Consider the following 25922-nt stretch of genomic DNA (forward strand, 5'->3'; position numbering starts at 1 on the left):
CCATTGGAATCCGCGCTCTGGCGGCTCACTCAAATCGGGGAATGATGTTGGCCTTGTCGATCGAGTCGACCGGCAGCAGGTATTCATGGTCGTCCACCAGGACCACCACATCCTGCTCCTCCACACCACGGAGAATGCCCTGGAAATTACGACGCCGTTCGAAGGGCGTGCGCAGCTTGATCTTCACCTGCTCGCCGACGTAGAGGGCGAACTGTTCAAGCGTGAAGAGCGGCCGATCCATACCGGGCGAAGACACCTCGAGGGTGTACTCGCCACTGATCGGGTCTTCCACGTCCAGGATGCCGCTGATCTGACGACTGACGATTTCGCAGTCATCGACCAGGATGCCTTCCGGACGGTCGATATAAACCCGGAGCAGGGAATGGCGACCTTGGGAAATGAACTCCAGGCCCCAGCACTCATAGCCGAGCGCTTCTACTACAGGGGCCAACAAGGCCTGCAACTGTTCTAGCTTGCTCGACACCTGATCGCCTCGCGTATGCTGTAGAAACAAAAAATGGGCGAAACGCCCATCCCTTAAGGACCGCCCTGACCTGGCGGCGCGGACTGTCCAGCTAGCAAAAAGCCCCTTAAAAGGGGCTCTGCCAAACTGGTTGCGGGAGCTGGATTTGAACCAACGACCTTCGGGTTATGAGCCCGACGAGCTACCAGACTGCTCCATCCCGCGTCAAAGCTGGTGCGAAATTATACGGTTGAGCCCCTTGAAGGTCAACCGAAACTCCGAAACGAAAAGGCCCGCACAGCGGGCCTTTCGCATATGGTACCGAGGAGGGGACTCGAACCCCTACAGCCTATGGCCACTACCACCTCAAGGTAGCGTGTCTACCAATTCCACCACCTCGGCAAAAACTCTTGCCTGCTTACTTCTGCTCAGGAGCTGCCGGAACGTCGCCGTTACCGCCTGCAGGGGCTTGAGGTTGCCCTTGCGCGCCCGGCACATCGCTAGCTGCCGGAGCTTGTTCCTGCTTCTGCTCCATCACTGCCGGATCAGGAAGCCCAGCGTGACGAATTATATCAGCTTTTTCTTTAGCAAAATACGCTAAACCCAAGCTAGTAATAAAAAAAACTGCAGCCAGCACAGCGGTGAAACGACTCAGGAAGGTAGCAGAACCCTGACTACCAAACACAGTACCCGAAGCGCCCGCACCGAACGACGCACCGGCGTCGGCACCTTTGCCTTGCTGAAGCAGGACCAGCACAACCAGACCCAGCGCCATCAGCAGGTGAATCACGATTACAACTGTTTCCAGCATCTTCAGTTTCCTGCGGCGCGACAGATCGCACCGAACTCATCTGCATTCAGGGACGCTCCACCAATGAGCCCCCCATCGATATCCGGCATGCCGAAAAGTTCGACAGCATTGGCAGCCTTGACACTGCCGCCATACAGGAGACGAAGGCCGCGGGCCACCTCTGCGTTTTCCGCCGAGATCTGCGCGCGAATCGCCGCATGTACTTCCTGGGCCTGCTCGGGAGAAGCGGTCAGCCCCGTCCCAATCGCCCACACCGGCTCGTAAGCCACAACGGCGCGGGAAAAAGCCCCGACACCGAGATCTTCGATCACCGAGCCCAACTGGCGCCCGACAACCTCAAGAGTCTTGCCCGCCTCACGCTGCTCGCGGGTTTCACCCACGCACAGGATCGGAACCAGGCCACACGACTGAGCCGCTGCAAATTTGCGGCTGATCGCACCATCGCTTTCGCCCAGGATCAGGCGGCGCTCGGAGTGACCAACCAGCACCAGGGAGCAGCTCGCATCAGCCAACTGGCTGGCTGCGATCTCGCCCGTCAGGGCACCCTGCATCGGCTCAACCGCGCAATTCTGCGCACCAACGGCAACTGCCTTTCCATTCAGGTCTTGAACGACCTGATTGATGTACAGACTAGGCGGAAACACCGCCACATCGACACCCGTGGGGAGAGCCAGTTGACGCAGGCCTTTGATCAGCTCCGTTACGCTGGAGCGGGTACCGTGCATTTTCCAATTACCGGCCACCAAGGGTCGACGCATGCTGTACCTCGCTGAGCAAAGTGGGCGCAGATATTACTCGACGCTTTGGGAACTGACAAGAGAAATCAAGCACATACCTCTGTAACGACTTTTGCCAGCTGCTCGGCATAGGCACGAACGCGTGCCTCCTCGTCACCCTCGACCATGACCCGCACCAGCGGTTCGGTTCCGGATTTGCGCAGCAGGACGCGGCCGCGACCGGCCATTTCCTCGGTCACCTTGGCGCATGCATCCTTCACCGCCGGATGCTCCAGCGGGTCGACACCACCACCGGCGAAGCGCACATTGATCAGTACCTGCGGGCATTTACGAATACCCATGCGTGCCTCGGCCAGGTTCTGCCCACGGGTCTTCAGCGCCATCAGCACCTGCAGTGCAGCGATGATCGCATCACCCGTCGTAGTGTGCTGATAGCAGACGACATGGCCGGAGTTCTCTCCTCCCAGCTGCCAGTTGCGCGACTGCAGTTCGGACATCACGTAGCGGTCCCCCACCTTGGCGCGAGCGAAAGGAATATGCAGGTCCTGCAAGGCGAGCTCAAGGCCCAGGTTGCTCATCAGGGTTCCGACCACACCACCATGCAGCTTGCCGCGATCAAGCATGTCACGAGCGATGAGATAGAGGATCTCGTCGCCATCGACGATCGTGCCGGTGTGATCCACCATCATCACCCGGTCGCCGTCGCCGTCGAAGGCGATGCCGATATCCGCATGCTGAGCCAGCACAGCATCCTGCAGCGCCCCCATATGAGTGGAGCCGCACTTGTCATTGATGTTCAGGCCATTGGGCTCGGCACCGATGACAAACACCTCGGCGCCCAGCTCGCGGAAGACGTTCGGAGCGATCTTGTAAGTCGCGCCATGGGCGCAATCCAGCGCGATACGCAGGCCGGCAAAGCTGGTATTCGAGGGCACACTGCTCTTGCAGAACTCGATGTAGCGACCGGCAGCGTCGTTGATCCGCGACACCTTGCCCAGGCGCGCAGACTCGACCACGGTCATCGGCGCATCGAGAAGCTCCTCGATGATCAGTTCCACCTCGTCCGGCAGCTTGGTGCCCTGGCCGGAGAAGAACTTGATGCCGTTGTCGTCATGCGGATTGTGCGAAGCACTGATGACGATGCCTGCCTCGGCATGGAAGGTACGGGTCAGATAGGCGATACCCGGAGTCGGCATGGGGCCCAGCAGCATCACATCGGCACCGGCGGCGGACAGGCCGGCTTCCAGCGCCGACTCGAACATATAGCCGGAAATCCGCGTGTCCTTGCCCACCAGCACACGGCACTTGCCCTGCTGCCGGAAGGCCATGCCCACGGCCCAACCCAGCTTGAGCACGAAGTCCGGCGTGATCGGCGGCGTGCCTACACGACCGCGGATTCCATCGGTACCAAAATACTTCCTGCTCATGCGGGCATCCCCTCTTCCGTTGCACTTTCCACTGCGTGAATCATTCGAACCACGTCCACGGTCTCGGCGACATCGTGGACGCGGATGATACTGGCCCCCTTGGCTACCGCCAGGGCTGCCAGCGCCAGACTGCCATAAAGGCGCCCACCCACCTCGCGAGCCAACGCGCGGCCAATCATGCTCTTGCGCGAAACACCGACCAGCAGCGGGCAGCCCATTGCCATCAAACCTTCCATCTGCCGGAACAGATTCAGGTTGTGGCTCTGAGTCTTGGCAAAACCGAAGCCAGGATCGATGACGATGCGCTCTCGGGCAATGCCCACCGCTTCGCAGATGGTGATGCGCTCTTCGAGAAAGCCGCGGACCTCCTGCAGAATATCCGGATAACGCGGATCATCCTGCATGTTGCCCGGCTCGCCGCGCATGTGCATCAGGCATACCGGCAGACCGGTATCGACCGCGGCATCAAGGGCGCCATCGCGCTGCAGCGAGCGCACATCATTGATCAGCCCAGCTCCGAGGCGCGCCGTTTCGCGCATCACCGCCGGAGTGGAGGTATCCACGGAGATCACCACATCCAGCTCGCGGGCAATGGCCTCGACTACCGGGGCGACTCGCTCCAGCTCTTCGGTCGGCGAAACCAGCCGAGCGCCCGGCCGGGTCGACTCGCCACCGATATCAATCAGCGTGGCGCCAGCCGCGACCATTTCCGCCGCATGACGCAATGCAGCATCGCGCTGATTGAAACGTCCACCGTCGGAGAAGGAGTCAGGAGTGACATTGAGGATGCCCATGACGTGCGGGCGGCTTAAATCAAGAACCCGGTTGCCGCAAGGCAACCGGGTCGGGTGGTACAACGAACTCATTCAGTGCTCTCAGTGTTCGCCGGCGGGCCCGCCAATCGGGTTTTCCTGGCGACCTTCGTCGCGCGGCGCGGCAGCATTGCCGGAGGAGCCGGAATTGCCGCCCTGCCAGTCACGTGGTTCGCGCGGATCGCGACCGGCCATGATGTCGTCGATCTGGTCGGCATCGATGGTTTCGTACTTCATCAACGCGTCGGCCATCATGTCGAGCTTGTCGCGATTTTCTTCCAGCAGGCGCTTGGCGGTGCCGTAGCAGTCGTCGATGATGCGGCGCACTTCCTGGTCGATCAGCTTGGCCGTCTCGCCCGAGATATTGGAGTGCTGGCCGCCAGCGCTACGACCGAGGAAGACCTCGCCCTCCTCTTCCGCGTACATCAGCGGACCGAGCTTCTCCGACAACCCCCACTTGGTCACCATGTTCCGTGCCAACTGGGTGGCGCGCATGATGTCGTTGGAGGCGCCAGTGGTCACGCCTTCGAAGCCCAGGGTCATCTCTTCGGCGATACGGCCACCGAACAACGAGCAGATCTGGCTTTCCAGGGCGCGCTTGGACAGGCTGTAGCGGTCTTCTTCCGGCAGGAACATGGTCACGCCCAGGGCGCGGCCGCGCGGAATGATGGAAACCTTGTAGACCGGGTCGTGTTCCGGAACCAGGCGACCAACGATGGCGTGGCCGGCTTCGTGGAACGCGGTGTTCTTCTTCTCCTTCTCGGACATGACCATGGTCTTGCGCTCGGCGCCCATCATGATCTTGTCCTTGGCCAGCTCGAACTCACGCATGTCGACGATGCGCTTGTTGGAACGAGCGGCGAACAGCGAGGCCTCGTTGACCAGGTTGGCCAGGTCGGCGCCGGAGAAACCCGGGGTGCCGCGCGCAATCACGGCCGGATCGACGTTGTCGCCCAGCGGAACCTTGCGCATATGCACTTTGAGGATCTGTTCACGACCGCGGATGTCCGGCAGGCCGACCACCACCTGGCGGTCGAAGCGGCCCGGACGCAGCAGCGCGGGGTCGAGAACATCCGGACGGTTGGTCGCGGCGATGACGATGATGCCGTCATTCATCTCGAAGCCATCCATCTCCACCAGCAACTGGTTGAGAGTCTGTTCGCGCTCGTCGTGACCGCCACCCAGGCCGGCGCCACGGTGGCGGCCGACGGCGTCAATCTCGTCGATGAAGATGATGCAGGGTGCGTGCTTCTTGGCCTGATCGAACATGTCACGAACGCGCGAGGCGCCCACGCCGACGAACATTTCCACGAAGTCCGAACCGGAAATGGTAAAGAACGGTACCTTGGCTTCGCCGGCAATCGCCTTGGCGAGCAGCGTCTTGCCGGTACCGGGCGGGCCGACCATCAGCACGCCACGCGGGATACGACCGCCCAGGCGCTGGAATTTGCCCGGATCACGGAGGAATTCCACCAGCTCGCTGACTTCTTCCTTGGCTTCGTCGCAACCTGCAACGTCAGCGAAGGTGGTCTTCACCTGGTCTTCCGACAACAGGCGCGCCTTGCTCTTGCCGAAGCTCATCGGACCGCCGCGGCCACCGCCGCCGCCCTGCATCTGGCGCATGAAGAACATGAAGACAGCGATGATCACCAGGATCGGGAAGCTCGCGACCAGGAGCTGGGTCCAGATGCTCTGCTGTTCGGGCTGTTTGCCCTCGACAACGACGTTGTTGTTGACCAGGTCGCCGATCAGGCCGTTGTCCTGGATCGCCGGGCGGATGGTCTTGAAGGTGTCACCATCCTGGCGCTTGCCAGTGATGACATAGCCGTCGACGGTTACGCGCTCGACCTTGCCGTCCTTCACCTGCTGGATGAAGTCGGAATAGTTGAGCGTCTGCGGCTCGCTCGGGCTGGAGAAGTTGTTCATCACGGTGACGAGTACCGCCGCGATGATCAGCCACAGAATCAGGTTCTTTGCCATGTCGTTCAATTGACTACCCTCTGAAGCCGGCTCCGCCCTGGAAACCGCTTCTCACGACGGCCAGACTCCTTCCGGCCAAAATTACTACACAACGCCCGCCGCCAGGCAGGCGCCGTCTGTAACCCTTTATGAACCCCGGCTTTCACCGGTACAAGCAAAACCTGCAAGGCATAGACCAATAGCCGGCCCAATCATTCCAGTCTAGGCGCCGCGAAAGCCTCGTGCGAGCAGATACTGCTCCCGCGAACGGTCGCGGGACGACAGCGGTTTGCGCATCTGCACCTTCTCGAAGTTCTCGCGAACCTGCTTGTGGTAAGCGTCGAAACCCTCACCCTGGAAAATCTTGATCAGGAAATCACCGCCCGGACGCAGCACACGGGTGCACAGGTCCAGGGCCAGCTCGCAGAGAAACATCGCACGAGGCATGTCCACGGCGGGCAGTCCACTCATATTGGGGGCCATATCGGAAATCACAAGGTCTACCGGATTTTCTCCGATAGCCTCGAGCAACTGGGCGAAAACCTCATCCTCGGTGAAGTCACCCTGGATGAAGGTGACGTCCGGGATGCTATCCATCGGCAGGATATCCGAGGCGATCAGCGTGCCCTTGTCGCCGATTACCCGGCTGGTGACCTGCGACCAGCCGCCCGGCGCGGCGCCGAGGTCGACCACGGTCATGCCGGGGCGCAGGATGCGATCCTTCTCCTGGATTTCCAGCAGCTTGTAGCTGGCGCGCGAACGATAACCGTCACGCTGTGCCATCTTCACGTAAGGATCGTCGAAATGTTCTTTCAGCCAGCGATGGCTAGTCTTGGAACGGGCCACGTATTACCTCGTCTGAGCGGCATCCCGGTAGTACCGAAACTCGGGTAGAATATCCGCCTTTTTTACCAGGGGTCAGATTATGGCGCTCTCTCAGGAGCAGAAAAAGCAGTTCAAATCTATCGGGCATCACCTGAAACCCGTATTGACCGTTGCTGAAAACGGTCTTTCGGAAGGTGTAATGGCCGAGCTTGAGCGCGCGCTCAACGATCATGAACTGATCAAGGTGCAGTTCCGCATCACCGAACGCGACGACCGTCGCGCGCTGATCGACGAACTTTGCCAGAACGGCAGCTGCGAGCTGGTTCAGACCATCGGCAAGATGGCACTGATCTATCGCCGCAATCCGAAGCCGAACAAGAACCTGTCGAACATCAGCCGCTTCAGCGGCCTCTGACAGTCAAGACCGGCAAAGCGGAGCCGGCAAGGCTCCGCCGCGTCAGGCCCGCTCGTCCCGCCCAGGCGCAGGCTGCAACACCAACAGCAGACCGCACAGCGCCACCACCAGATAATTGAACAACAGCCAGCGCTGAGCGCCCGGCGCTATCTGCTGCACTACGACATAAACCGCCGCCATCACCAGCACGGTGAGCAGCAACTGCCCCCGCGTTTCACGGGTCAAGGCAGCGAATCCGCGCGCCTGCCAGAGCACCAGAGCCTGCAGCAGCACGCAGAAACCAGCAAACGCCAGCAACAGCGGCCTCAGCACGTCGGCGACCGTTTCCACCAGCAGCGGTGCCAGGCCGATCTTGCCCAGTGCAGGCAATACCACGAACTGCAGCAGCCAGAGGCCGCCGACCCAGAATGTCTGGGCCAGCAGCCAACTGATGGTGCCTGCGTTCAGGGAATGCCGATCAGGCGTGGCGGACTTCAACGATCTCGTACTCGACATCGCCACCTGGAGTCTTCACCAGAACGGCATCGCCTTCGGTCTTGCCGATCAGCGCACGGGCGATCGGCGAGTTGACCGAAATCTTGCTGTTCTTGATGTCCGCCTCGTCGTCACCGACGATCTGGTAGGTCACGGTCTCGTCGGTCTCGACGTTGGCAATGTCCACGGTGGTACCGAAGATCACCTTGCCGCTGTGCGGAATGGTGGTCACGTCGATGATCTGCGCATTGGACAGCTTGGCTTCGATGTCGCGGATGCGAGCCTCGGACATGCCCTGCTGCTCACGGGCCGCATGGTACTCGGCGTTTTCCTTGAGGTCGCCCAACTCACGCGCTTCGGCGATGGCCTGGGTGATCTGCGGACGCAGAACGGTCTTCAGGTACTTCAGTTCTTCTTCCAGGGCGCGAGCGCCCTGGACGGTCATTGGAAATTTGCTCATGCGTTGATTCCTGCATGGAGATCCTGCAGACGGCGAACGGTCTTCTCGGGACCGAACTTGAGCGCCTCACAGATCGCCTGACCCGCCGCAATGGTGGTGGTGCAGTAGATCTTGTGCTGCAGGGCGTTACGACGGATGGAGTAAGAGTCGGCGATGGACTGGCGACCTTCGGTGGTGTTGATGATCAGGGTGACTTCGTCATTCTTGATCATGTCGACCACGTGAGGACGGCCCTCGGTCACCTTGTTCACACGACGTACCGGCAGGCCGGCGGCCTCGATCACCTTGGCGGTGCCAGCAGTGGCAACCACCTCGAAGCCCAGCGCGACCAGATCGCGGGCGACCTGGACGGCTTGCGGCTTGTCGTCCTCGCGGACGCTGATGAAGGCGCAACCGGCGTTCGGCAGGATTTCGCTGGCGCCCAGCTGGGCCTTGGCGAATGCCTCACCGAAGCTGTCGCCGACCCCCATCACCTCGCCAGTGGACTTCATCTCTGGGCCGAGGATCGGGTCGACGCCGGGGAACTTGGCGAACGGGAACACCGCTTCCTTGACGCTATAGTACGGCGGGATCACCTCCTGGGTGAAGCCGACTTCGGCCAGGGACTTGCCAGCCATGACGCGGGCCGCAACTTTCGCCAGCGACTCGCCGATGCACTTGGAGACGAACGGCACGGTACGGGACGCGCGCGGGTTCACCTCGATCACGTAGATGTCTTCGCCCTGAACGGCCATCTGCACGTTCATCAGGCCGACCACGCCGAGCTCCAGGGCCATCTTCTTGACCTGCTCGCGGATCTCGTCCTGGATGTGCTGCGGCAGCGAGTACGGCGGCAGCGAGCAGGCGGAGTCGCCGGAGTGCACGCCAGCCTGTTCGATGTGCTGCATGATCGCGCCGATCACCACGGTCTCGCCGTCGCACACCGCGTCGATGTCGACTTCGATGGCGCAGTTCAGGAAGCGGTCCAGCAGCACCGGGCTGTCGTTGGAGACTTTGACGGCTTCGCGCATATAGCGCTTGAGCTCTTCTTCCTGGTAGACGATTTCCATCGCACGGCCGCCCAGTACGTAGGACGGGCGCACAACCATCGGATAGCCGATGTTCTTCGACAGCTCCAGGGCCTGGTCTTCGCTGCGCGCAGTGGCGTTGGCCGGCTGGCGCAGGTTCAGGCGCTGGACCATCTGTTGGAAGCGCTCGCGGTCTTCGGCGCGGTCGATGGCATCCGGGCTGGTGCCGATGATCGGCACGCCGGCTTCTTCCAGCGCACGGCAGAGCTTCAGCGGGGTCTGGCCGCCGTACTGCACGATGACGCCCTTGGGCTGCTCGACGCGGACGATTTCCAGCACGTCTTCCAGGGTCACCGGCTCGAAGTACAGGCGATCGGAGGTGTCGTAGTCGGTGGAGACGGTCTCCGGGTTGCAGTTGACCATGATGGTCTCGTAACCGTCTTCACGCATCGCCAGCGCGGCGTGTACGCAGCAGTAGTCGAACTCGATGCCCTGGCCGATACGGTTCGGACCGCCGCCCAGGATCATGATCTTGTCGCGAGTCGACGGATTGGCTTCGCACTCTTCCTCGTAGGTCGAGTACATGTAGGCGGTATCGGTGGCGAATTCAGCGGCGCAGGTGTCCACGCGCTTGTACACCGGCAGCACCTTGAGCTTGTGGCGGTGGTTGCGCAGGTTCTTCTCGGTCACGCCCAGCAGGGTGGCCAGGCGCGCATCGGAGAAGCCCTTGCGCTTGAGCTTGAGCATCAGGTCGCGGTCAATGGCGGACAGACCCAGGGTCTTCACGCGCTCCTCGTCCTTGATCAGGTCTTCGATCTGCACCAGGAACCACTCGTCGATGCGCGTCAGGTCGAAGACTTCGGCGATGCTCTTGCCGGCGCGGAAGGCGTCGGCGACGTACCAGATGCGGTCGGCATTGGGCACGGTCAGCTCGCGCTTGAGGATGCTCTCGGCTTCCGGGTTGCTCAGGTCGAGCTTGGGATCGAAACCGGTGGCGCCGACTTCCAGGCCGCGCAGGGCTTTCTGCACGGACTCCTGGAAGGTACGGCCGATGGCCATGACTTCACCCACGGACTTCATCTGGGTGGTCAGGCGGGCGTCGGCTTTCGGGAATTTCTCGAAGGCGAAACGCGGGATCTTGGTAACGACGTAGTCGATCGCCGGCTCGAAGGACGCCGGGGTGCGGCCACCGGTGATGTCGTTCTGCAGCTCGTCGAGGGTGTAGCCGACGGCCAGCTTGGCGGCGATCTTGGCGATCGGGAAGCCGGTAGCCTTGGAAGCCAGCGCCGAGGAACGCGATACGCGCGGGTTCATCTCGATCACGACCATGCGGCCGGTGTTCGGGCAGATGCCGAACTGCACGTTGGAGCCGCCGGTTTCCACGCCGATCTCACGCAGCACCGCCAGCGAGGCGTTGCGCATGATCTGGTATTCCTTGTCGGTCAGGGTCTGTGCCGGAGCGACGGTGATCGAGTCACCAGTGTGCACGCCCATCGGGTCGAAGTTCTCGATGGCGCAGACGATGATGCAGTTGTCCTTCTTGTCGCGGACAACCTCCATCTCGTATTCCTTCCAGCCGATCAGCGATTCGTCGATCAGCAGTTCGTTGGTCGGCGACAGGTCCAGACCACGGGTGCAGATTTCCTCGAATTCTTCGCGGTTGTAGGCGATGCCGCCGCCGGTGCCGCCCATGGTGAAGGACGGACGGATGATGCACGGGAAGTTGACCTTCTCCAGCACGCCGTAGGCTTCTTCCATGGTGTGGGCGATGCCCGAGCGCGGGCAGGCCAGGCCGATGTCACGCATGGCCTTGTCGAAGCGCGAACGGTCTTCGGCCTTGTCGATGGTGTCGGCATTGGCGCCGATCATTTCCACGCCGAACTGTTCCAGAACGCCGTGGCGCTCCAGATCCAGGGCGCAGTTCAGAGCGGTCTGGCCGCCCATGGTCGGCAGCAGCGCGTCAGGGCGCTCTTTCTCGATGATCTTGGCGACGGTCTGCCACTTGATCGGCTCGATGTAGGTGGCGTCGGCCATGGCCGGGTCGGTCATGATGGTGGCCGGGTTGGAGTTCACCAGGATGACACGGAAGCCTTCTTCCTTCAGGGCCTTGCAGGCCTGCGCGCCGGAGTAGTCGAACTCACAGGCCTGGCCGATGACGATCGGGCCGGCGCCGAGGATCAGGATGCTCTTGATGTCTGTACGCTTGGGCATGGGACTCTCGTTGCAATATTCAGGAAAGGGTTGCGCTGGCCAGCTTCACGCCAAAGCCGACGAACAGGGCGCCGACGCCACTCGAGGCGCCGGCAGCCAGCCGTTGCCGCCGACGGAACCAGGCCGCCAGACGCACACCGGAGAAAATCAGGAAGCTGAGGTACAGGGCGCTGATGATCTCGAGGATCGTACCCAGCACCAGGAACGACAGGCCGGGATAGGCGTAACCCGGGTCGACGAACTGGATGAAGAAGGAGATGAAGAAGAGGATCGCCTTGGGGTTGGACAGGCTCAGCAGCAGTGCCTTGCGGAACGGCTGGTTGACGTCCACTTCCCTGGCCGGCGCGGCGGCCGCTTCCAGTGGGTGGCGCAGCTTCTGCCAGCCACCACGGAGCATGCCGATGCCCAGATAGAACAGGTAGGCGGCGCCGACGTACTTCAGGCCCAGGAACAGCATCGGCTCGGCCTTGAGGACCGAGGCGATGCCCAGTGCCGACAGGAACATCAGGATCGCATCGCCGAGGAACACCGCGCTCGCCGCCCGGTAGCCCGAGGCCACGCCGCGCTGGGCGGCGGTGGCGAGGACGAACAGCGAGTTCGGCCCCGGCAGCAGGACGATGAACAACGTACCCAGGACGTAGGTCCAGAGGTCGGTGATTCCCAGGGTCGGCATCATCTTCTTTCCCTCTTCCGTCTCTCTCGAAAACAGCCGGGACTCAGCGGCGCTCGGCCATCGCCGCGATGAAGCGGTCGAACAGCGGAGCCACGTCGTGCGGGCCGGGGCTGGCTTCCGGGTGCCCCTGGAAGCTGAAGGCCACCTTGTCGGTGCGCTCGACGCCCTGCAGGGTGCCATCGAACAGCGACTTGTGGGTGGCGCGCAGGTTGGCCGGCATGCTCGCTTCATCCACGGCGAAACCGTGGTTCTGGCTGGTGATCATCACCACGCCCGAATCCAGGTCCTGCACCGGGTGGTTGGCGCCATGGTGGCCGTGGCCCATTTTCACAGTCTTGGCGCCGGAAGCCAGAGCCAGCAGCTGGTGACCCAGGCAGATGCCGAAGATCGGCGTCTCGGTGTCGAGGAACTCGCGGATCGCCTGGATGGCGTAGTCGCAAGGCTCGGGGTCGCCAGGGCCGTTGGAGAGGAAGATGCCGTCCGGATTCAGAGCCAGCACTTCGCTGGCCGGGGTCTGCGCCGGCACCACGGTCAGGCGGCAGCCACGGGCGACCAGCATGCGCAGGATGTTCAGCTTCACACCGAAGTCATAGGCGACCACGTGGTACGGCAGGTCGGCGGCGGCGATTTCCGGGTGGCTGTCGGTTTCCAGGTTCCACACGCTGGAGCGCCACTCGTACTTCTCGGTGGAGGACACGACTTTCGCCAGGTCCATGCCCTTCAGGCCCGGGAAGCCGCGCGCCAGTTCGAGGGCTTTTTCCTCGGTGGCGTCGTCGCCAGCCAGGATGCAGCCGTTCTGCGAACCCTTCTCGCGCAGGATGCGGGTCAGGCGACGGGTGTCGATGCCAGCGATGGCAACGGTGCCGTTCTCTTTCAGGTAGTCCGGCAGGGACTGCTTGTCGCGCCAGCTGCTGGAGAGCAGCGGCAGGTCGCGAATGATCAGGCCGGCAGCCCAGACCTTGTTCGACTCGGCGTCTTCCGGCGTGGTGCCGGTGTTGCCGATGTGCGGGTAGGTCAGGGTGACGATCTGTTGGGCGTAGGAAGGATCGGTAAGGATTTCCTGGTAGCCGGTCATGGCGGTGTTGAACACCACCTCTCCGACGGTCTGACCGTCGGCGCCGATGGCTTCACCGCGAAAAACGCTGCCGTCGGCAAGTGCAAGTATGGCTGGCTTAGTCAAGAAGACCTCCCGTAGTTCAAGCCTGGCTGGGCGTGCGCAGATTGTAAAAAAGCGGGATGACATCAGAAGAAGTCATCCCGCTTTTTATGTGATTCATGCTGCGCTGCTTTTAGTGGACACACTAAAGCTGTAGTTTACAGAAATGCGACATCATGGTCCACCTTTTGCACGACGTACGGCCATGCCGCTCAGCGAAGGCCGAGTACGTCCTGCATGTCGTACAGGCCGTTGGCCTGCCCTTCCAGCCATTGCGCGGCCCGCACGGCACCCCGGGCAAAGGTCATGCGGCTCGAGGCCTTGTGGGTGATTTCCACGCGTTCGCCGTCGGCGGCGAACAGCACGGTGTGGTCGCCCACCACGTCGCCGGCACGCACGGTAGCAAAGCCGATGGTCTCGCGCGGACGAGCACCGGTCTGGCCTTCGCGACCATAGACAGCGACCTTCTCCAGATCACGACCCAGCGCATTGGCAACCACTTCGCCCATGCGCAGCGCAGTGCCGGAAGGCGCATCGACCTTGTGGCGGTGATGCGCTTCGAGAATCTCGATATCCACATCGTCACCCAGAACGCGGGCGGCGGTGTCGAGCAGCTTCAGGCAGAGGTTCACGCCAACGCTGTAGTTGGCTGCAAAGACGATCGGGATGTCTTTCGCCGCTTCGTTCAGCAGCCCCTTCTCCGCCGCGGAGAAGCCAGTGGTACCGATAACCATGGCCTTGCCGGCCTTGCGGCAGACTTCCAGGTTCTTCAGGGTCACAGTCGGATGGGTAAAGTCGATCAGCACATCGAACTCGTCGACCACCTTGGCGAGATCGCCCGACAGCGGCACGCCGATACGGCCCAGGCCAGCCAGCTCTCCCGCGTCAGCGCCCACCAGGGTGCTGTCCGGGCGGTCCACCGCTGCAGTCAGGCCAGCGCTGCCACCAGTCTGCTGCACGGCCTCGATGAGGGTCTTGCCCATGCGCCCGGCGGCGCCCATTACAGCTATACGTCGCATAAAAACAGCTCCAGGCTGCAAGCCGCAGGCTGCAGGCGACAGACTCCTGAAGCCTGCCACCCACCGCCTGCCGCAGAAGTTAAAGGTCGTCGAAGAAGCGCTTCATGCCCTCGAACCAGCCACTGGCCTTGGGCGAGTTGGAAGAGTTGCCCTGCAATGTATTGCGGAACTCCTCAAGCAGCTCGCGCTGGCGCTTGTCCAACTGCACCGGAGTCTCCACCACGACACGGCACATCAGGTCGCCAGCTCCGCCGCCACGCACCGGGGCAACGCCCTTGCCGCGCAGACGGAACAGCTTGCCGGTCTGGGTACCTTCAGGGATCTTCAGCTTCACGCGACCATCGAGCGTCGGCACTTCCAGCTCGCCGCCCAGCGCAGCGTCAGCAAAGCTGATCGGCACTTCGCAGTACAGGTGCTTGCCATCGCGCTGGAAGATGTCGTGCTCGCGCACGTTCACCACCACGTACAGGTCGCCCGCCGGGCCACCATGGGCACCGGCTTCGCCTTCGCCGGTCAGGCGGATGCGGTCACCGGTGTCGACGCCAGCCGGGACTTTCACCGACAGGGTCTTGTGCTCTTCCACACGGCCCTGACCATGACAGGAGCCACAGGGGTCGGTGATCATCTTGCCGCTGCCATGGCAACGCGGGCAGGTCTGCTGCACCGAGAAGAAGCCCTGCTGCATGCGCACCTGGCCGATACCACCGCAAGTGGTACAGGTGACCGGCGTGGTACCAGGCTTGGCGCCGCTGCCGCTGCAGGTCTTGCAGCCGACCAGGGTCGGAACGCGGATGGTCACGGTGGTGCCGCGAACTGCATCTTCCAGGTCCAGATCGAGGGTGTAGCGCAGATCGGCGCCACGGGCCGGACCGCCACGGGAGCCGCCGCGTCCACCACCGCCACCAAAGAAGTCGCTGAAGACATCGCCAAAGATGTCCGAGAAGCTCGCGCCACCGAAGCCAGCTCCGCCGCCACCCATCTGCGGGTCGACACCGGCATGGCCGTACTGATCGTAGGCCGCGCGCTTGCTGGCGTCGGACAGGACCTCGTACGCCTCGTTGGCCTCCTTGAATTTATCCTCGGCCTCCTTGTCGCCGGGATTGCGGTCCGGGTGGAACTTCATGGCGAGCCGGCGATAGGCCTTCTTCAGGTCCGCTTCGCTGGCGCCGCGCTCGACACCCAGTACCTCGTAAAAATCACGTTTGGCCATAAATTCTTTGCACCTTGAAAACCTCTCCCCCAGACACGCCAACGCGGGAGCAAGCCCCCGCGTGACGTTTCATGCGCACCGACACGCTGGTCGGTGCGCCGGAGCGGAAGCAAGCACGCGGCTTACTTGTTCTCCTTGACCTCTTCGAACTCGGCGTCGACGACATCGTCGCCAGCCTTGTCGTCAGCGGCCTCGCCCTGAGCGGCAGCACCCGGCTGCGGCTGTTCGGCGTACATCTTCTGCGCCAGCGGAGTGGATGCCTGGGACAGCGCATTCATCTTCGCCTCGATCTCGGCCTTGTCGTCGCCTTTCACGGCAACTTCCAGCTCGCCGAGGGCTTTCTCGATGGCGGCCTTCTCCTCGGCGGTGGCCTTGTCGCCAGCCTCGGTGACCATCTTGCGAGTGGCGTGGACCAGCGCATCACCCTGGTTACGGGCAGCGGCCAGTTCCTCGAACTTGCGGTCTTCCTCGGCATTCGCCTCGGCGTCGCGGACCATCTGCTGGATCTCGTCCTCGGACAGACCGGAGGAGGCCTTGATCACGATGGACTGCTGCTTGCCGGTGGCCTTGTCCTTGGCGCCGACGTGCAGGATGCCGTTGGCGTCGATGTCGAAGGTCACTTCGATCTGCGGCACGCCGCGCGGAGCCGGCGGGATGTCGGCCAGGTCGAACTTGCCCAGCGACTTGTTCTGCCCGGCCTGCTTGCGCTCGCCCTGCAGCACATGGATGGTCACGGCGCCCTGGTTGTCATCGGCAGTGGAGAACACCTGCGACTTCTTGGTCGGGATGGTGGTGTTCTTGTCGATCAGCGCGGTCATCACGCCACCGAGGGTTTCGATACCCAGGGTCAGCGGGGTGACGTCGAGCAGCAGCACGTCCTTCACGTCGCCGGCCAGTACCGCGCCCTGGATGGCAGCACCCATCGCGACGGCTTCGTCCGGGTTGACGTCCTTGCGCGCTTCCTTGCCGAAGAACTCGGCAACGGTCTTCTGCACCAGCGGCATGCGGGTCTGGCCGCCGACCAGGATCACTTCGTCGATCTTCGACACGTCCAGGCCGGCGTCCTTCAGCGCAACGCGGCACGGCTCGATGGTACGGGTGACCAGGTCTTCCACCAGGGATTCCAGCTTGGCGCGGGAAACCTTGACGTTGAGGTGTTTCGGGCCGGAGGCATCAGCGGTGACGTACGGCAGGTTGACGTCGGTCTGCTGGGTCGAGGACAGCTCGATCTTGGCCTTCTCGGCAGCTTCCTTCAGACGCTGCATGGCCAGCGGGTCGCCCTTGAGGTCCATGCCGGATTCTTTCTTGAACTCCTCGACGAGGTAGTCGATCAGGCGCAGGTCGAAGTCTTCACCACCGAGGAAGGTGTCACCGTTGGTGGCCAGTACTTCGAACTGGTGCTCACCGTCGACTTCCGCGATCTCGATCACGGAAACGTCGAAGGTACCGCCGCCCAGGTCGTAGACGATGATGGTGTGGTCACCCTTGGCCTTGTCCAGGCCGTAGGCCAGCGCAGCCGCGGTCGGCTCGTTGATGATGCGCTTGACGTCCAGACCGGCGATGCGGCCGGCGTCCTTGGTGGCCTGACGCTGGCTGTCGTTGAAGTAGGCCGGAACGGTGATGACCGCTTCGGTGACCGGCTCGCCCAGGTAGTCCTCGGCGGTCTTCTTCATCTTCTTCAGGACTTCGGCGGAGACCTGCGGCGGAGCCATCTTCTGGCCCTTGGCCTCGACCCACGCGTCGCCGTTGTCAGCCTTGACGATCTTGTACGGGACCATCTTGATGTCTTTCTGTACGACTTCTTCTTCGAAGCGACGGCCGATCAGGCGCTTGACCGCGTACAGGGTGTTGGTCGGGTTGGTCACGGCCTGGCGCTTGGCCGGCTGACCTACCAGGATTTCGCCGTCGTTGGCGTAGCCGATGATCGACGGGGTGGTACGAGCGCCTTCGGCGTTCTCGATGACCTTGACGTTACCGTTCTCCAGGATGGACACACAGGAGTTGGTGGTCCCCAGGTCGATACCAATGATTTTGCCCATATTTCACTCTCCAGAAATTAGATTCCGCGCTGACCCTGTTGCGGGTCTTTGGCTCGGTTGATTACCCAGATGGGGACCGGGTGGTGGATTTCAAGCCTTCTCGTCGATCGAAGGCGGAGTTTGTTCCGGTGCCTTGCTGACCACGACCATGGCCGGGCGCAGCAGGCGACCATTGAGCAGGTAACCCTTCTGGAACACCTTGACCACGCTGCCCGGCTCGAGACGGATGCTCTCTTCCATGGCCATGGCCTGGTGATGTTCCGGGTTGAACGGCTCGCCGTGCGGGTCGACTGGCTCGAGGTTGTAGCGCACCAGCGTGTCGTGGAACATCTTCAGCGTCAGCTCGATGCCTTCGCGCATCGGCTTGATCGCCTCGTCTTCCGGATTCGACATCTCCAGCGCACGCTCGAGGGTATCGACGACCGGCAGCAGGTCACCGGCGAATTTCTCCAGGGCGAACTTGTGCGCCTTCTCCACGTCCTGCTCGGCACGACGGCGGACGTTCTGCAACTCGGCAACGGCGCGCAGGCTCTGATCCTTCGCCGCGGCGACCTGTTCTTCCAGCTCCAGCACGCGGGCGTTCAGATCCCCGGTAGCGCCGGCGTCCGGCTGCTCGTTGAACTGGGAATCCTGAGTCTGTTGTTCGTCAGACATGCCACTCTCCTAAAAAAGAAAATAAGCCTTTGAAAACAAGGCGAACCCAATGGTCCGCGGCTCTGCCGTGTATATGGGGCGCCTTTCTCCGACTTCAAGGGCTGGCACTTCAGGGGCCGGCATGCCGGCGATGCGGAGGGAATTGCCAGCGACAAAAAATACTGTATAAATAACCAGACCTATCTGCGGAGCCACCGCCCATGCTGGTTCATCTTTCCGTTCACAACTACGCCATCGTCGAGCACCTCGATCTCGAGCTCGCCGCCGGCATGACCGTGATCACCGGCGAGACGGGCGCCGGCAAGTCGATCATGCTCGACGCCCTTGGCCTCGCCCTGGGCGACCGGGCGGACAGCGGTGCGGTACGCCCTGGCTCCGACAAGGCAGACATTCTCGCCAGCTTCGATGTCAGCGCGATTGCCGAGGCCCGCGACTGGCTCGCCGAGCGCGACCTGGAACAGGACGGCCCGTGCATCCTTCGCCGGGTGATTACCGCCGAAGGCCGCTCGCGCGCCTACATCAACGGTACGCCCTGCCCGCTGGGCGACCTCAAGCATCTGGGCGAACTGCTGATCGACATCCACAGCCAGCACGAGCACCAGTCGCTGCTCAAGGCCGACACCCACCGCCGCCTGCTCGACGAATACGCCGGCAGCCAGGATCTGGCGCGCCAGGTGCACCTCGCCGCGCAGCGCTGGAAGCAGACCCGCCAGGAGCTCGACCGCCTGTCGCGCAACGGTGACGAGCAGCGTGCCCGCCACCAGTTGCTCAGCTATCAGCTGGAAGAGCTGGAAAACCTCGGCCTGGGCGACAACGAGCTGGAGTCACTGGAAGCCGAACACAAGACCCAGAGCAACGCCGGCAGCCTGATCGCAGCCTGCCGCCAGGTAGTCGAGCTGTGCAGTGAAAACGATGCCGGCAATGTGTTGTCAGCGCTGACCTCCAGCCTCAATCGGCTCACCGCCTTCCAGAGCCAACCGGCCGCCCTGGGCGAAGCGGTGAACCTGCTGTCCAGCGCGCAGATCCAGGTGGAAGAAGCCATCGGCGAGCTGAACCGCTTCGTCGATCACTTCGATGCCGACCCCATGCGCCTGCAACAGCTGGAAGAGCGCATGGACGCCATCTATAGCCTCGCCCGCAAGCACCGCGTACAGCCACACGAGCTGCAGGACCTGCAACAGCGCCTGCTGGACGAACTGGAAGCGCTGAACGCCGACGACGAAGCCGTGGAGCGCCTGGGCGACGAACTGGCCGCCTATGCCCGCCACTACCAGGAGAAAGCCGACGAGCTCAGCCGTATCCGCCAGGACGCGGCACCGAATCTGGCCAAGGCCGTGGAAGTGGAAATGCAGCGCCTGGGCATGCCTGGCGGGCGCTTCGCCATCGAACTGCGCCAAACCAGCTCGGAAGAACCGCAGGTCAGCGGCCTGGAGCAACTGGAGTTCCTGGTCAGCGCCAACCCCGGGCAGCCGATGAAGGGCCTGGCCAAGGTCGCCTCGGGTGGTGAATTGTCGCGCATCAGCCTGGCGATCCAGGTGATCACGGCACAAACCTCGCGCACCCCCACTCTGGTCTTCGACGAAGTGGACGTCGGTATCGGCGGCCCCACCGCCGAAGTGGTCGGCCAGCTGCTGCGTCGCCTTGGCGATCGCGGCCAGGTACTGACCGTTACCCACCTGCCGCAGGTCGCTGCCCAGGGCCACCAGCACCTGTTCGTGCACAAGGACCGCGACACCAGCGAAACCCGCACCGCCGTGGCCAATCTCAAGAAGGCCGAACGCATCGAGGAAATCGCCCGCATGCTCGGCGGCGTCGACCTGACCAAGGAGTCCCTGGCCCACGCACGCAAGATGGTGGATTCGGCCGTACAGGGCTGATCGCTCCCAAGCACCTTGGCCTCTTTGCAGGAGCGAGCTTGCTCGCGAACCGCTTGGCACTGAGGCAACCGGGAAACTTGTTCGCGAGCAAGCTCGCTCCTACAAAAGAACTGCACAAACGAAAACGGCGACCCAAGGGTCGCCGTTTCTGCATCCGCGTGCGCTTACTTCTTCTTGCGCACGTAGAGCACCAGATTGTGATCGACGAGCTCGAAGCCGCGCTCCTTGACGATCTCCTTCTGGCGTTTCTCGATTTCCGAGTCCATGAACTCGATGACTTCGCCGGTATCGACGCAGACCATGTGGTCGTGGTGACCGCTGTCGGCCAGCTCGAAGACGGCATGGCCGCCGTCGAAGTTGTGGCGCACCACCAGGCCGGCGGCTTCGAACTGGGTCAGGACACGATAGACAGTGGCCAGACCGACGTCCTCACCCGCCTCCATCAGCGCTTTGTAAACATCCTCTGCGCTCATATGGCGCTGCTCGGCGGAATCGAGCATCTGGAGGATCTTGACGCGCGGCAGTGTGACCTTCAGTCCGGCTTTGCGCAGTTCGCTATTTTCAACCATGTGTGCTTTCTCGGCGCGGAATGCTTCGCAGCATCTCTCAATACAGGTATGATCGGGATTTCGTCGCTCAGCCAAGATAGTGGAAGTCACCCCTTGATGCAAAACGCCAAGCTCATGCTGACCAGTCTCGCTTTCGGGCTGGGACTCGCCGCACTCGCCGGTTGCTCGTTCCCGGGGGTCTACAAGATCGACATCCAGCAGGGCAACGTTGTAACGCAGGACATGATAGACCAGTTGAAGCCCGGAATGACCCGGCGCCAAGTGCGGTTTATCATGGGCAACCCCCTGATCGTGGACACGTTCCACCCCAATCGCTGGGACTACCTCTACAGCATCCAGCCCGGCGGCGGTCAGCGCCAGCAGGAGCGCATGAGCCTGTACTTCGGCCAGAACGACCAACTGGTCGGCCTGAACGGCGACTTCATGCCCGGCGTCAGCCGCGACGAGTCGATCCTCGGCAAGGAAGGCAGCCCGGCCACCACGCCGTCGCAGCCGACCCAGCAGCAGCCCGAACAGCCCAAGGAAGAACCGGCCAAGCCCGGCTCCGTGGAAGAGCAGATCCAGAAGGAAGTCGACCAGGTGGAAACCGTGCCGATTCCGACTCCGGAACCGCTGGACAAGAATCCGCAGTAAGGGATTCGCTCCAACGAAAAAGCCCGGCCAGTGCCGGGCTTTTTGTTGCCTGCGATTTCATCGCAGGGCAATCAGCATCGCACAGGAGTCAGCCGCGCGCCGCCTTGGCCCGTGCGGCCCGCTGCTTGCGTACTTCCTTGGGGTCGACGATCAGCGGACGGTAGATTTCCACCCGCTCGCCCTCCTCCAGTACACGCTCCTCGGGCGTGGCGACCACCTTGCCGAAGATACCCAGCGGGCAGCCCTGCACATCCAGGCCGGGAAATTGCGCGACGATGCCCGACAGCAACACCGCCTCGCGCATCCGCGTGCCGCGCGGAACACTCAGGCGCAGCAGCACCTGCTTCTCCGGCAACGCGTAGACAACCTCGATGGCGATGTTGGCGGACTCAGCCATGCAACTGCTTGGCGCGCTGGCAGAAGGCATCGACCATGGTGTTCGCCGCCTGGGTGAACAGCGGGCCGAGCGTGGCCTTCACCAGCGCGCCGGCATAGTCGAAGGTCAGATCGAGGGAAATCTTGCAGGCCTTGTCGCCCAGAGCCTTGAAGGTCCACACACCATGAAGCTGGGTGAAGGGCCCCTCCTCGAGATTCATCTCGATGCTCTGCCCCGGCACCAGCACGTTACGGGTAGTGAAGCGCTGGGTGATGCTGCCCTTGGCCACGGTCAGCTCGGCGCGCATGGCGATATCGCTTTCCTCCAGCACGGTGGAGGCGGAACACCAGGGCAGGAACTCCGGGTAGCGCGCCACATCGTTGACCAGGTCGTACAGCGCCTTCGCCGGGTAGGGCAGCAGCGCCGAACGCTGGATATGCGTGCTCATAGACGTCTCGCTTGGTTGTGGGGCGATCGATACGCCCGCTGATCAAAAAAACAGCGCGCATTCTCCGAGATTAGTCACGCACCCTCAAGCTTGCATGCCGTCACATGCTGTCCCGATAGCGGCGCGGCGAGCGACTCCCTATAATGCGCGGCCTATGGCTAAACAGAAGAAACACCCTTCGGGGACCATCGCGCAGAACAAGAAGGCTCTGCACGACTACTTCATCGAGCAGCGCTTCGAGGCGGGCGTCGCCCTGGCCGGCTGGGAAGTGAAAAGCCTGCGCGCCGGCAAGGCGCAGCTGGTTGACAGCTACGTGCTGCTCAAGGATGGCGAGGCCTGGCTGCTGGGCAGCCACATCACGCCGCTGACCACTGCCAGCACCCACGTCATCGCCGACCCGGTGCGCACGCGCAAGCTGCTGCTGCACAAGCGCGAGCTGGGCAAGCTGTTCGGCGCCGTGCAGCAGAAGGGCTACGCCTGTGTCGCACTGTCGATGTACTGGAAGAAGCACCTGATCAAGTGCGAAATCGCACTGGCCAAGGGCAAGAAAGAGTACGACAAGCGCGGCACCGAGAAGGAGCGTGACTCTGACCGGGAAATCCAGCGCGCCATTCGTCACGGCAAGGACGACTAAAGCAGCTGCAAGCGGCAGGCTTCCGGCTGCGAGCAACTGCCTGCAGCTCGTCGCCTGAGGCCTGCAACCGCTCTCAGGCGCCCTGGCGTCGCTGTGCCCGCTGCAGGCGCAATTCCTTCGCCTGCACCTCGGCCAGCACTTCCTGTACGTAGTCGATATGGCGCTGGGAAATTTCCCGCGCCGCTTCTGCGTGGCCGCCGATAATCGCCTCGTACAATTCGCGGTGCTGCCGCATGAGTTGCTCGCGGGTCTCGTCACGCTGCGCGTACATCCCGCCGATATTGGTCACCACGTTGCGTTTGAGCAGGTCGAACAGCCCGCGAATGGTGTGCAGCAGCACGGCGTTGTGGCTGGCTTCGGCGATGGCCAGGTGGAAGGCCGCATCCGCCGCACCCTCTTCCGCCCGACTGACCTTTCCGACGCGCAGGTAACAGTCCTGCAACGCGTCGAAGGCCTGTTTCAGGCGCTGGTGGTCCACCTCGGTTGCGCGCAGCGCCGCGTAGTAGGCACAGGAGCCCTCGAGGGTGTGACGAAACTCCAGCAGGTCGCGCTGCGCTTCGGGATTGCTCTCCAGCAGATGCAACAGCGGATCGCTGAACATCGAACCCAGCCCTTCACTGACGTAGTTGCCGCCACCCTGGCGGCTGACCAGCAGCCCCTTGGCGCCGAGCTTCTGGATCGCCTCGCGCAGTGACGGCCGCGAGACACCGAACTGTTCAGCCAGCACGCGCTCAGCGGGCAGCCGTTCGCCCGCCTTGAGGGTGCCCTCGAGGATCATTGCCTCCAGCCGCTCGACGATGTCGTCCGACAGACGGCGCTGCTTGACCTGACCAAAACCCATGCTGCTGGACTCCCTCGTTCTCTCACTACGGGCCGCGCCCCAGGCCGCGATCTGCGCAGCGCGCGGCAGCCTAACCAGTGCCGTTGCCGGCAACAAGGGCGCCGCACCCTGGCGATCACGCTCGACAAAAGTCGCAGAGCAGCAAATTGACATGCCGCCAGCAGGGCTTTTACCCTGAGCGCTCAGCCTTGCAAATTGGTCATACCAATTTACCGGAAGTTGAATTGCACGACAACAAGTTCACGAAAACTAAAAAGCCGCGATCAGTCGACCACTGCCAGCGCCACAAGCGCCCCGGATTCGCCCGACCGGCAACAAGGCCCTCCACCCAAAAACAATTAGGGAGCCAATCCAGATGCAAACCTGGCAGCAGATCTATACCCCGCTTGGCAGTCTCGGCCTGTCCGCGCTGGTTGCCGTCATTCCGATCGTGTTCTTCTTCCTCGCCCTCGCCGTGTTCCGCCTCAAGGGCCACGTCGCCGGCAGCATCACCCTCGCCCTCTCGATCATCATCGCCATCGCCGCCTTCGGCATGCCCGCCGACATGGCCCTCGCTGCCGCCGGCTATGGCTTCGCCTACGGGCTGTGGCCGATCGCCTGGATCATCGTCGCGGCGGTGTTCCTCTACAAACTCACGGTCAAGAGCGGCCAGTTCGAGGTGATCCGCAGCTCGGTGCTGTCGATCACCGGCGACCAGCGCCTGCAGGTACTGCTGATCGGCTTCTCCTTCGGCGCCTTCCTCGAAGGTGCGGCGGGCTTCGGCGCGCCGGTGGCGATCACCGCCGCCCTGCTCGTCGGCCTGGGCTTCAACCCGCTGTACGCCGCCGGCCTGTGCCTGATCGCCAACACCGCCCCGGTGGCCTTCGGCGCCCTGGGCATCCCGATCATCGTCGCCGGCCAGGTCACGGGGATCGATGCCTTCAAGATCGGCGCCATGACCGGCCGCCAACTGCCGTTCCTGTCGATCCTCGTACCGTTCTGGCTGGTGTTCATGATGGACGGCCTCAAGGGCGTGAAAGAAACCTGGCCCGCCGCGCTGGTCGCCGGCGGCAGCTTCGCCATCACCCAGTACTTCACCTCCAACTTCATCGGCCCGGAACTGCCGGACATCACCTCCGCCCTGGTCAGCCTGATTTCCCTGACCCTGTTCCTGAAAGTCTGGCAACCGGCCAGCGAGCGTGAAGTGGTTGCCACTGCAGGCGGCGCCGCCGTCATGGGCGGCAATGGCTCCCGCGGCGCCGAGCCCTCGCCCTACAGCTTCGGCGAAATCCTCAAGGCCTGGTCGCCGTTCCTGGTACTGACCGTACTGGTCACCATCTGGACCCTGAAGCCGTTCAAGGCGTTGTTCGCCCCGGGCGGTGCGCTGTACAACCTGGTGTTCAACTTCTCCATTCCGCACCTCGACCAGCTTGTAGTGAAGACCGCCCCCATCGTCGCCAACCCGACGCCAATCGCCGCCGTGTTCAAGCTGGACCCGGTCTCGGCCACGGGCACCGCGATCTTCCTCTCTGCCGTGATCTCGATGGTGGTCCTGCGCATCAGCGCAAAAACTGGTCTGACCACCTTCAAGGAAACCCTGCTCGAGCTGAAATGGCCGATCCTTTCCATCGGCATGGTGCTGGCCTTCGCCTTCGTCACCAACTACTCGGGCATGTCCACCACGATGGCACTGGTCCTGGCCGGCACCGGCGCGGCGTTCCCGTTCTTCTCGCCGTTCCTCGGCTGGCTGGGCGTGTTCCTCACCGGTTCGGATACCTCCTCCAACGCGCTGTTCAGTTCGTTGCAGGCCACCACCGCACACCAGATCGGCGTCAACGACACCCTACTGGTCGCCGCCAACACCAGCGGTGGCGTGACCGGCAAGATGATCTCGCCGCAGTCCATCGCCGTGGCCTGCGCCGCCACCGGCATGGTCGGCAAGGAATCCGACCTGTTCCGCTTCACCCTCAAGCACAGCCTGATGTTCGCCGCCATCGTGGGTCTGATCACCCTCGCGCAGGCCTACATCTTCACCGGCATGCTCGTGCATTAAGGGAGTCATCGCCGCGCCGTCGTTCGCATGGCGAACAGCGGCGCGGCCGGCCCAGGCGCCACGCGATAACTGCAACAAGCCCGGCAAAGCGTCTAGTTTGTTCTGGGTTCCTGCCGTCACCGTGACGCCTTTATCGACAGACCTTCACCGATGGGACGCC

At 62.7% G+C, this 25922-nt stretch carries 25 protein-coding genes and 2 tRNA genes; 5 read left to right on the top strand and 22 right to left on the bottom strand.

From position 1 onward, the window contains the following. Positions 1-25 precede the first annotated feature (25 nt). The 9 genes from rimP to rlmE all read right to left on the bottom strand — a co-directional run bounded on the left by rimP (position 26) and on the right by rlmE (position 7055). Complete coding sequence (gene rimP, locus L6D89_RS04435) at positions 26-484, bottom strand: ribosome maturation factor RimP (RefSeq protein WP_236175214.1); 459 nt, start codon at positions 482-484, stop codon at positions 26-28. Positions 485-611: 127 nt separating this feature from the next. Then, positions 612-688: transfer RNA gene (locus L6D89_RS04440), tRNA-Met, on the bottom strand. Positions 689-779: 91 nt separating this feature from the next. Beyond that, a tRNA-Leu gene (locus L6D89_RS04445) sits at positions 780-865 on the bottom strand. Positions 866-881: 16 nt separating this feature from the next. Then, entirely contained in the window at positions 882-1274 is a 393-nt protein-coding gene (gene secG, locus L6D89_RS04450; RefSeq protein WP_017518945.1) for a preprotein translocase subunit SecG, read from the bottom strand. A gap of 2 nt (positions 1275-1276) precedes the next feature. Beyond that, positions 1277-2032 carry a triose-phosphate isomerase gene (gene tpiA, locus L6D89_RS04455; protein WP_236198902.1) on the bottom strand — a complete coding sequence of 252 codons (756 nt, stop codon included), beginning with the start codon at positions 2030-2032 and terminating at the stop codon, positions 1277-1279. A 65-nt stretch (positions 2033-2097) separates the two neighbouring features. Beyond that, positions 2098-3438, bottom strand: a complete 1341-nt coding sequence (gene glmM / locus L6D89_RS04460) for a phosphoglucosamine mutase (RefSeq protein ID WP_236175216.1) — start codon at positions 3436-3438, stop codon at positions 2098-2100. Then, the gene (folP, locus tag L6D89_RS04465) at positions 3435-4304 is read right to left on the bottom strand and encodes a dihydropteroate synthase (protein WP_236175217.1); all 870 of its coding nucleotides are present in this window, start codon (positions 4302-4304) and stop codon (positions 3435-3437) included. The genes glmM and folP overlap by 4 nt, the downstream gene beginning before the upstream one ends. A 9-nt stretch (positions 4305-4313) precedes the next feature. Continuing rightward, positions 4314-6230, bottom strand: a complete 1917-nt coding sequence (gene ftsH / locus L6D89_RS04470; RefSeq protein ID WP_236175238.1) for an ATP-dependent zinc metalloprotease FtsH — start codon at positions 6228-6230, stop codon at positions 4314-4316. A gap of 201 nt (positions 6231-6431) precedes the next feature. Continuing rightward, positions 6432-7055, bottom strand: a complete 624-nt coding sequence (gene rlmE / locus L6D89_RS04475; RefSeq protein WP_065085392.1) for a 23S rRNA (uridine(2552)-2'-O)-methyltransferase RlmE — start codon at positions 7053-7055, stop codon at positions 6432-6434. Positions 7056-7134: 79 nt separating this feature from the next. Here rlmE and L6D89_RS04480 point away from each other — a divergent pair, with 79 nt between their 5' ends. Further along, positions 7135-7449, top strand: a complete 315-nt coding sequence (locus L6D89_RS04480; RefSeq protein ID WP_024765315.1) for a YhbY family RNA-binding protein — start codon at positions 7135-7137, stop codon at positions 7447-7449. Positions 7450-7491: 42 nt separating this feature from the next. Here the strand turns inward: L6D89_RS04480 and L6D89_RS04485 are convergent, their stop codons facing one another. The 9 genes from L6D89_RS04485 to grpE all read right to left on the bottom strand — a co-directional run bounded on the left by L6D89_RS04485 (position 7492) and on the right by grpE (position 18352). Beyond that, on the bottom strand, positions 7492-7896 hold the full coding sequence (locus tag L6D89_RS04485; protein ID WP_236199276.1) for a DUF4149 domain-containing protein: 405 nt from the start codon (positions 7894-7896) through the stop codon (positions 7492-7494). A gap of 10 nt (positions 7897-7906) precedes the next feature. Continuing rightward, complete coding sequence (greA, locus tag L6D89_RS04490) at positions 7907-8383, bottom strand: transcription elongation factor GreA (RefSeq protein WP_017518953.1); 477 nt, start codon at positions 8381-8383, stop codon at positions 7907-7909. Then, positions 8380-11601, bottom strand: coding sequence for a carbamoyl-phosphate synthase large subunit (gene carB / locus L6D89_RS04495; RefSeq protein ID WP_169936501.1), 3222 nt, complete (start codon positions 11599-11601; stop codon positions 8380-8382). The genes greA and carB overlap by 4 nt, the downstream gene beginning before the upstream one ends. 19 nt (positions 11602-11620) lie before the next feature. Next, entirely contained in the window at positions 11621-12274 is a 654-nt protein-coding gene (gene leuE / locus L6D89_RS04500; RefSeq protein WP_086009625.1) for a leucine efflux protein LeuE, read from the bottom strand. Positions 12275-12317: 43 nt separating this feature from the next. Beyond that, entirely contained in the window at positions 12318-13454 is a 1137-nt protein-coding gene (gene carA / locus L6D89_RS04505; RefSeq protein WP_236175218.1) for a glutamine-hydrolyzing carbamoyl-phosphate synthase small subunit, read from the bottom strand. A 188-nt stretch (positions 13455-13642) separates the two neighbouring features. After that, positions 13643-14449 carry a 4-hydroxy-tetrahydrodipicolinate reductase gene (gene dapB, locus L6D89_RS04510; protein WP_236198903.1) on the bottom strand — a complete coding sequence of 269 codons (807 nt, stop codon included), beginning with the start codon at positions 14447-14449 and terminating at the stop codon, positions 13643-13645. Between the two features lie 79 nt (positions 14450-14528). After that, entirely contained in the window at positions 14529-15659 is a 1131-nt protein-coding gene (gene dnaJ, locus L6D89_RS04515) for a molecular chaperone DnaJ (protein WP_236175220.1), read from the bottom strand. Between the two features lie 122 nt (positions 15660-15781). Next, a complete protein-coding gene (gene dnaK / locus L6D89_RS04520) occupies positions 15782-17698 on the bottom strand; it encodes a molecular chaperone DnaK (RefSeq protein WP_236175221.1) in 1917 nt (638 codons plus the stop codon). 90 nt (positions 17699-17788) lie between these two features. Then, positions 17789-18352: a nucleotide exchange factor GrpE gene (gene grpE, locus L6D89_RS04525; protein WP_236198904.1), complete on the bottom strand. Its 564-nt coding sequence runs from the start codon at positions 18350-18352 to the stop codon at positions 17789-17791. Positions 18353-18552: 200 nt separating this feature from the next. Between grpE and recN the strand changes: the two genes are divergently transcribed. Next, on the top strand, positions 18553-20229 hold the full coding sequence (recN, locus tag L6D89_RS04530) for a DNA repair protein RecN (protein ID WP_236175223.1): 1677 nt from the start codon (positions 18553-18555) through the stop codon (positions 20227-20229). 164 nt (positions 20230-20393) lie between these two features. On the opposite strand, the gene fur is transcribed toward recN, so the two are convergent. Continuing rightward, a complete protein-coding gene (gene fur / locus L6D89_RS04535) occupies positions 20394-20798 on the bottom strand; it encodes a ferric iron uptake transcriptional regulator (RefSeq protein WP_009613072.1) in 405 nt (134 codons plus the stop codon). 96 nt (positions 20799-20894) lie between these two features. Here fur and L6D89_RS04540 point away from each other — a divergent pair, with 96 nt between their 5' ends. Then, positions 20895-21431 (top strand): outer membrane protein assembly factor BamE, encoded by a 537-nt coding sequence (locus L6D89_RS04540; protein ID WP_236175224.1) that lies wholly within the window; start codon positions 20895-20897, stop codon positions 21429-21431. 88 nt (positions 21432-21519) lie between these two features. On the opposite strand, the gene L6D89_RS04545 is transcribed toward L6D89_RS04540, so the two are convergent. Then, positions 21520-21828, bottom strand: coding sequence for an RnfH family protein (locus tag L6D89_RS04545; protein WP_236175225.1), 309 nt, complete (start codon positions 21826-21828; stop codon positions 21520-21522). Further along, on the bottom strand, positions 21821-22255 hold the full coding sequence (locus tag L6D89_RS04550; protein WP_236198905.1) for a type II toxin-antitoxin system RatA family toxin: 435 nt from the start codon (positions 22253-22255) through the stop codon (positions 21821-21823). The genes L6D89_RS04545 and L6D89_RS04550 overlap by 8 nt, the downstream gene beginning before the upstream one ends. Positions 22256-22409: 154 nt before the next feature. Between L6D89_RS04550 and smpB the strand changes: the two genes are divergently transcribed. Then, positions 22410-22889 (top strand): SsrA-binding protein SmpB, encoded by a 480-nt coding sequence (gene smpB / locus L6D89_RS04555; protein WP_017518965.1) that lies wholly within the window; start codon positions 22410-22412, stop codon positions 22887-22889. A 73-nt stretch (positions 22890-22962) separates the two neighbouring features. Here the strand turns inward: smpB and L6D89_RS04560 are convergent, their stop codons facing one another. After that, the gene (locus L6D89_RS04560) at positions 22963-23730 is read right to left on the bottom strand and encodes an FCD domain-containing protein (RefSeq protein ID WP_236175226.1); all 768 of its coding nucleotides are present in this window, start codon (positions 23728-23730) and stop codon (positions 22963-22965) included. Between the two features lie 355 nt (positions 23731-24085). Here L6D89_RS04560 and L6D89_RS04565 point away from each other — a divergent pair, with 355 nt between their 5' ends. Beyond that, a complete protein-coding gene (locus L6D89_RS04565) occupies positions 24086-25762 on the top strand; it encodes a lactate permease LctP family transporter (RefSeq protein WP_236175227.1) in 1677 nt (558 codons plus the stop codon). Positions 25763-25922 lie beyond the last annotated feature (160 nt).

The organism is Pseudomonas pseudonitroreducens (assembly GCF_021603645.1).
In the GTDB taxonomy this organism is placed as follows: domain Bacteria; phylum Pseudomonadota; class Gammaproteobacteria; order Pseudomonadales; family Pseudomonadaceae; genus Pseudomonas; species Pseudomonas pseudonitroreducens.